The organism is Scytonema sp. UIC 10036 (genome assembly GCF_009725235.1).
Genome location: NZ_WJFC01000348.1, coordinates 1 through 7,332 on the forward strand (window position 1 = coordinate 1; position 7,332 = coordinate 7,332).

At 41.2% G+C, this 7,332-nt stretch carries 6 protein-coding genes; 2 read left to right on the forward strand and 4 right to left on the reverse strand.

The genetic code is table 11. From position 1 onward, the window contains the following. Positions 1-104: 104 nt before the first annotated feature. The 4 genes from F7734_RS59715 to F7734_RS66625 all read right to left on the reverse strand — a co-directional run bounded on the left by F7734_RS59715 (position 105) and on the right by F7734_RS66625 (position 4,982). Complete coding sequence (locus tag F7734_RS59715; RefSeq protein ID WP_243147636.1) at positions 105-938, reverse strand: phosphonate ABC transporter ATP-binding protein; 834 nt, start codon at positions 936-938, stop codon at positions 105-107. Further along, positions 939-1,859 (reverse strand): putative selenate ABC transporter substrate-binding protein, encoded by a 921-nt coding sequence (locus F7734_RS59720; protein WP_155753593.1) that lies wholly within the window; start codon positions 1,857-1,859, stop codon positions 939-941. It abuts the gene before it with no gap. A 95-nt stretch (positions 1,860-1,954) separates the two neighbouring features. Further along, positions 1,955-4,480 (reverse strand): HEAT repeat domain-containing protein, encoded by a 2,526-nt coding sequence (locus F7734_RS59725; protein WP_347566480.1) that lies wholly within the window; start codon positions 4,478-4,480, stop codon positions 1,955-1,957. Continuing rightward, positions 4,362-4,982 carry a hypothetical protein gene (locus tag F7734_RS66625; protein WP_347566481.1) on the reverse strand — a complete coding sequence of 207 codons (621 nt, stop codon included), beginning with the start codon at positions 4,980-4,982 and terminating at the stop codon, positions 4,362-4,364. Before F7734_RS66625 ends, F7734_RS59725 begins: the two co-directional genes overlap by 119 nt. A 263-nt stretch (positions 4,983-5,245) precedes the next feature. On the opposite strand from F7734_RS66625, the gene F7734_RS59730 reads away from it, so the two are divergent. After that, the gene (locus tag F7734_RS59730) at positions 5,246-5,629 is read left to right on the forward strand and encodes an alr0857 family protein (RefSeq protein WP_155753594.1); all 384 of its coding nucleotides are present in this window, start codon (positions 5,246-5,248) and stop codon (positions 5,627-5,629) included. Between the two features lie 192 nt (positions 5,630-5,821). Further along, positions 5,822-7,246 carry a hypothetical protein gene (locus F7734_RS59735; protein WP_155753595.1) on the forward strand — a complete coding sequence of 475 codons (1,425 nt, stop codon included), beginning with the start codon at positions 5,822-5,824 and terminating at the stop codon, positions 7,244-7,246. The last annotated feature ends 86 nt before the right edge of the window (positions 7,247-7,332 follow it).

Below are 7,332 nucleotides of genomic sequence, written 5' to 3' on the forward strand. Positions count from 1 at the left end.
TTTTTTTTTGTTTTTTGTTTTTTGTTATTTGTTATTTGTTAGTTGTTAGTTGTTAGTTGTTAGTTGTTAGTTGTCATTGTTTCCCTTGTCCCTCTCTCCCTCACTCATTTCTCTTCGCGTACTTCGCGTCTTTGCGGTTCAATCCTATATAACTCCTCAATAACTTTTGATGAAACCTTCCCAGCAGAAAGATCGAACAAAATTTCCCCCTTTCGCAAACCTACAATACGTTGAAAATAACTGCGAGCATATTCAATCGCATGCAAACTAGTTACTAGAGTTTTCCCCGACTCTGCACTCAACTGACACAACAAATTCATCACTTCACGACTGCGTTCAGGGTCAAGACTAGATATAGGTTCATCCGCAAGAATAGCAGCAGGATCTTGCACCAACACGCGGGCTATAGCCACCCGTTGTTGCTGTCCGCCAGACAATCGGTTTGTACGTTCGTAGAGCTTTTCAGGAATTCCTACCTGTGCTAACGCTTTATAAGCTGTTTCTACCTCCAACGGGTAAATCAGCGAAATCGCGGCTTTTAAGAACGACCAACGTCCCAAATGTCCGGCGTTGACATTGTGAATAACTTGTAAATTATCTACTAAATGAAACTGTTGGTAAATTGTACCAATTTGCTTTTGCACTTGTCGAAGAGATTTGGGACTCAGATTCACTAAGTTACGACCCAATACCCAAACTTCCCCTTGAGTCGGTTGCAACGTACCATTAAGCAAGCTGATTAAAGTACTTTTCCCCGCACCACTCGAACCTACAAGCGCAAGCCGTTCACCTGAGTAAATTTTCAAGTTGATATTTGTCAGAGACTGGAAGCTCCCAAATTGTTGTGTAACGTTTTTCAGTTCAAAAATTGGTACGGCTTTATTCATCACTACGAATAATCCAACACAAATGACAAATGACCAATGACCAATGACCATTTATTTTATTTTGCCAATTTTGCGACCTATTTTTTCAATTTGTGCATAGTTTTCATTCTTGGTAGGAATGAATTTTTCTGCTTGTAAAAGGTCGAGAATTTCTTTTTGCTCTGGTATCTTGGGATCTAATTTTAACAATGCGGTTTGAACTTTTTTGACAAAATCTTCGCCATAGCGTTGTTTAACTTGCGGGTTAATCACCCAGTGATAATCGTAGTATTCTGGAGTGCGCCAAATAACTTCTACTTTGCTGATGTCTATTTCTTTAGCTTCAAGACGCTTTTGCCAGATTTTTTCGTTCAATACACCCGCTTCAAAACTTCCTGCTTCGACAAGTTTCAGTGTTTTGTCGTGGTCGCCAGAAAAACCTGCTTCTCCTTTGAAGTCTGTGAGTTTTACACCGGCTTGCTCTAGAAAGTATTGTGGCATTAAACGACCTGATGTGGATGATTCGCTCCCGAAAGTAAAGGTTCGTCCTTTCAGTTGCTTGAGGTCTGAGATATTTTTGAAGGGTTTGATTCCACTTTTTTTATTAGTAATAAATACACTATGGAATTTTTCATCTACATCACGTTGAGCAATGGCTTCCGCTCCAGGGACTTGAAGTCTTGCTTGAACACCGGTTAATCCTCCAAACCATACTAGGTCTAAATCTCCGACTTTAAATGCTGTCACGGCTGCTGTATAATCGGTAACTGGTTTATATTCTACGGTAACTCCAAGCTCTTTTTGTAAATAAGAAGCTAATTTGGTGTACTGTCTTTGCAGTTTCTCTGGATCTTGATCGGGAATTGCTCCTGTGACTAAGGGTTTTGTTTCTGTTGCATTAGTTGTTTGTGAAGTTCCGGTTGTGTTAGGAGAACAAGCTGCTAATGATAGTAGGAGTAGACACAAGCCTGATACGAAAAGTTTATGTACCATTTGTTTATGCAATGTATGATTCCAATACAAAGTAAAATTTTACGATAGTAGAGATAAAACATACCATATGTAGCTTTTGGTGGGCAATGCCCACCCTACCGATCGCTGATAGAGTGCCAAATTCTATAAAAATCTACATAGTTCATTTTTTCTGAGCAATACCATAGAAGTTTATAACAGTGACGAAATTCTTCTAGTTCGTTTTCTTTGACTTCATCAGAAAAACAATTCTTTAATAATCCTATTAATTCTGGTATTTGTTCGTCAAGAAGGAGTTTTTTAAAATTATCTGCTGTTCGCTTGCGAACTAGTTCACTAATAGCAGATTTTACAAGATTTACTAGAGTATAAAATGCTATTTGATTACCTGGATCGATTTTGGCTAACCTGCATGCTCTTCGTCTTTTACTATCTTCATCTGTCGTGAGTGCTATTCCTTGGACTAGGGAGGTTATGACTCTGGCATTACTAGTAGTGTTTTCTATTTGATTGTGGGGTGAAAGTGTGTCTCTGTCTTCTAAATTGTCAAATTCTTGATGCAGAAGTTCTTTTTCCCCACGTAGCACTTTTAAATTATTCTCTGCTTGTTGTTTTAAAGCATCATGAGTTGTTGTATTGACAATTTTTTCAAGTGTGGAGAAAGCAATTGGATTTTCTGGAGCTAGTTTGCCCAAGCTATATGCAGCTTTCCTGCGAGTTGAATCCTTTTTGGTGGACTCAATAATTTTTATCAGTGCTGCGATCGCAACTGGGTTACCTGGATCGACTTTTCCCAAGCTATCTGCTGCTTGCCAACAGAGGTTTTCGTGCTGGATTGATGTGACAATTTGCTCTAAAGCTGCGATCGCAATTTGATTACCCGGATCGAAAACTTTTCCCAGGCTGTAGGCGGCGTTCCATTTGTCAAAGTCATTTTGGCTGGTTTGGATAAACTCTTCTAGAGATGCGATCGCACATCGACGGTCTGTTTTCAATAACGCAATCCTTGCGCCCTCTAAAATAGGAGAGGGAAACCGCCACCACTTTTGTTTTACGACATGGTAATAACCAAATCGCCACTCAATCAGTTGTTTCACAATTTTATAGCATAAAGAACACTCTGCAAACTCAGCAATTCCCTGTGCTGCTAGAAAGTAAGCTTGATAGCTAAAAAATCCCCCGCAACCGTCCTTAAATTGAGTCAGTGCTTGAATCAATGCTTCCTTATGTGCTTGCGGTACACTATCTCTTCCCAACCATAGCAAAATAACTTGCCGCCATTCAGGTTGAAAAATACGGAAATTAGGGAGTAGGGAGTAGGGAGTAGGGAGTAGGGTATTTTCACCACTTACCATTCCCCACTCACCACTCCCCCAGTCCAAGAAAAAATGCCAGTCATCAATTGCAAGCGCCGCAAAGTATTCTTGAAAAGTGGGATGGTAGAAAGCATAAACTTTTTCTCCTTGGGTTTCTGATATTCCCACTTGATTCAGCCAACCTAGTTGTAGTGCTAATTGAAACATTCCTTCATCAGGCGCACCTAATACTTGGCAAACAAAGCGATGGCTTAGGCGGAATTTGGTTTTTTCTTGCGCTATAGCCTGCAAAGCTAATTGTCCTAATGCCTTGTTTAATTCTTGACGCTGAGTGGAAGTTGTGGGAAAACGATCTTGTTTCCATTCATATATGGCTTCCACAAACTGCTCGTAAAGCATAGCTTTAGTATTGGGCAATCCTCCCCGTCCCAACCCCCAAGTGTGGCACATTAGCGCCAAGCGTAGGGGATTTTTAACTGCATCTTTTATCCGCCCTTTCCCTGGTTGATCTAATTCCGATCTTAATTTCTGTCCCAATTCAGGATTATCCCGAAACCAACGGTAAATAAATAGCTTTACTTGGTCTGGTGTTTGAGAATCCCCGTAAGTAAAATTTAGGTTACGATAAGTATCAAAACATTCTAAAGCATTTTTCCCTCCATCCCAAACATTAAGCCGACAAGTGAGTATGACTCTCGCATCTGCTACCCACCCCGTTAAGAAACTAGCAATCTTGGTCAAAGCATGACTGAATTCCATTGCCATTTCATCAACAGCGTCCAGCAGTAACCACACTCTTCCTTGGTTAAACTGTTCGCAAAATGCCTCTTGTATTTCTTGCGAAACACACAGTTTGCGAGTCGCCGATCGCAACCAATCGTGAACCAGGTACTGTTCCAAAGTCTTTCCCTGTAAATCCGCAAGAGAAACCCAAACAGGTAAATCTTCAGTATTATCTAATACCCAAAATGCAATTTTTTGCAGTAAAGTGGTTTTTCCTGCACCTGGTTCTCCAACAATCGCAATCCGTCTGCTGCGCCTTTGCTTGAGAACCTGTTCTAAAAATTCATTAGGTGTAAAAGTTTGAGTAACCAGTCGCTCTTCCGTTTCGTATAATTGCGAACCTTGGTCTGGAGAAACATCTTCACTCCGCCTATCTCTGTGTTTCCGTTCCATCAATCCCAAAGGTACATACACTTCATCCAAATCAAAACTCAACCCATCCAAACTTGTCAGGGGATTGGTCGTTAACCGTCTTTGATTTTGTGCTTCTAGGGTACTGCGGCATAGTTGTTGCCAGTTGGGAGAGGAAGAGGGAGGAGACAAGGTAGACAAGGTAGATAGGGGAGACAAGGTAGCAGTTTCCCCTTGTCCCCCTTGTCCCCCTTGTCCCCTTGTCCCCCAACTTCGACTTTTCAGGGCGACGGCTTTCCCACTCTGTATCAAACTTTCGTAAGTTGGCTTCCTTGTCCCAACGACTGTACCAAAGCTTGAGTGTAAAGTGCCAAGTTTCCGAACCACCCCTAGATGCACGGTTATCTTCTAGAATCTCCAAAAAATCCTCGAATCGCTTTAAAGCTTCCTTAATTTGTTCGCCGTTTAATGAATTTTGCCCGGACTCTAAACCCGTCAGCGCTGCCAAAAATCTAACTTTCGTTCTCACAACCAAGCGATTCTCTGTTTGCCATCGTATCTGAACTTGCGGGCGTAGCGCATCCAATGCTGATTCATTGCACTCACCCAATTCATCAGCAGCATACATTAGCAGTACTTCTAACAAACGCTTTGTGCGTTTTTTTGCTTCTGGGCCATAGCTTGGTCTTGCCATTGTTATCAGGGGCTGGGGAATAGGGAATAGGGAATGGGGAATAGGGGTTAGAGAATAGAATGGACCTACTTCTCATTCTCCATTGACTTAAAAGTTCGGGGATTCCCCTAAGTTTAACAACTTCCCCTAAGAATCTAATCCAGATTTTACAAGCTTTCTCACTGTTGCGACTTTTGTTAGCTTTAGGGAATTTGCCCCAAGTAAAGTGATGTTATAGAAAAGGGAGCCCCAAGGATTCTATAACCTTATGCCCGGAAGTTGATATGCTAAAACTAACTTACACTGAAAATAACTTCACCCTAGAGCGTTTAAATGAATCTTTGGAAGATTGGGTCAACATCAGAGTTGCGTTGGCTGTACGCTTGAAGACGGGTATCCATGTTAAACCTACTACTGCTTCTTTTTTGCTAACTGCTGGAGTTTCTTCCTTGCTTGAGATGGAAAGCTCAATTCAGGAAGATAGTGTAAAATTTTACCCTTGTGATACTGATTTTGTTGAGGTTGTTCTTAAAGGTCTTTGGTTGACATCAGATGTAGAAAGTGAAACGGGTGTTTTTGTAGCTGCACTTTCACCATCTGTAGAATTATTGTTGCAGCAACTGTCGCAATTATCAGTAACTGATTATCAGTCATCAGTTCGCGGTTAATGGATATTATTTTGGATTTTAGATTTTAGATTTTGGATTGAGAAACTTACCGCTCATCCAAAATATTCAGTCTTGCTGTTTGCGGGACTTTTGTACGACTTCCGTCATAGCCTTGTTAAGCTGTTTAAGCTAGTCGTGCTTCCTTTCCCCAAACAGCATCTTAATGGACTACAAACCTTTTTTATTTGGGTTATGAATGCTACTTTAAATCTGCGATTCGAGCAGGTTACACGAGAAGATTTAGTCATGTTTATTAATGCCTGTCTTGCTTGCACGGGACAAAAGGAATTTTATGATGATGCCTATGGTCAACGAGTTTCTATCGATTTTTTACATGACTATATTATAGGTAATTACCGTTTGCTATATGCTCGCACTCTGGTATCTGGTATCAATCACTTTAATCAAGCACAAATTATTTTAAAACTGTTAGCAACTGGACGAGAGGCTAAAAATGAATATCGTAAGGAAGAAGGTGCATTAATTGCAGCAGCACTAAAACAATTGCCTCCACAAAGGGCTTGGGGTGTGTTGCAGCAGTTGCGGAAACAACGAATTAATAACCGTCGCAGTCGGGCGATCGCACGCGAATATGTTCAACAGCGTCGAGACATCAGCTTTGATGCTGTCAAATACCGTTCTAAGGTAAGAGCGATTGTTTCTCATGCCCATCTTAAACTGCAAGGTGAATTAAGTAATTTTCTGTTCAACAACTGGAAACAAAAGGTTTACGAAACAGAATTATTTGAAAAATTTCGTCAAGCACATTACAGTGCTGAAGCTGTTTATGACTTACCATTTACTATTGCAGAAGGTTTGGCTGCCAAGCATAAAATTCCTCGTGATGTTTTCTTATCTCGCATTCAAGAACGCATGACTTTGACTGAAAAGTTACGTTTTCAGAATGCAGCCGAACGAACTGATGAAGTAGAAATTAACCTCGATTTGGGTTGTCTTCCTCTCACTCGTTTGGCGTTGTATATTCTTTCCTTACCTCTAGAAACTCGACAGCAGGAATGGCAAACTTTAAATCGAGCACTAGAAAAATCTGCTTGGTTGGCATTAAAAAAAGCGCCTTTGAAACTGGGACGAGTAGCAGCGGTTTTAGATTGCAGCTATTCTAGTTCTGGCTCTTCACAAAAGCGCCGCCGTCCATTGGGTGTGGCATTAGCTACACATTATTTATTAAAAGCAGCATCTCAAGAATACCAAGCTTTTTGGACAGCACCTATAAAAGATGCTCTCCTCGTTCACCCTTGCGGGCAAACTGACTTAGCCTCCCCCGTACTGGATGCTTTGGAGTGGGGGGCAGACTTGGTGATTATTGTTTCTGATGGTTGTGAGAACGATCCTCCCCGTGGTGCTGCAGAAATTTTGCGTGTCTACCGTACCCGCATAGATCCCATGCAGAAAACTTCTATAGTTCACTGCAATCCCGTCTTCAATTCCGAAGATTATTCTTTACGTTCTCTCAGTTCCAGCATTCCTACGGTAGGGCTGCGAGATGCGGAAGATTTACCTACGATGCTTGGCTTTGCTCGCTTTGCTGATGGTTCTGCACCTCTGTCAGAACTCGAAGCATATCTGGCAAAGCGAGTGGAATTGATGTTGTGCTAATGGCTAATGGCTAATGGCTAATGGATAATTGCTAATTGCTAATTGATATTTTTGAATTATAATTTGGTAGTTATTAAGGCGAAGTA

What these genes read in the sequence shown, in the direction of transcription:
- F7734_RS59715 (WP_243147636.1), bottom strand. Translation starts at nt 938, where the DNA reads ATGGTCATTGGTCATTGGTCATTTGTCATTTGTGTTGGATTATTCGTA.
- F7734_RS59720 (WP_155753593.1), bottom strand. Translation starts at nt 1,859, where the DNA reads ATGGTACATAAACTTTTCGTATCAGGCTTGTGTCTACTCCTACTATCA.
- F7734_RS66625 (WP_347566481.1), bottom strand. Translation starts at nt 4,982, where the DNA reads ATGGCAAGACCAAGCTATGGCCCAGAAGCAAAAAAACGCACAAAGCGT.
- F7734_RS59730 (WP_155753594.1), top strand. Translation starts at nt 5,246, where the DNA reads ATGCTAAAACTAACTTACACTGAAAATAACTTCACCCTAGAGCGTTTA.
- F7734_RS59735 (WP_155753595.1), top strand. Translation starts at nt 5,822, where the DNA reads ATGAATGCTACTTTAAATCTGCGATTCGAGCAGGTTACACGAGAAGAT.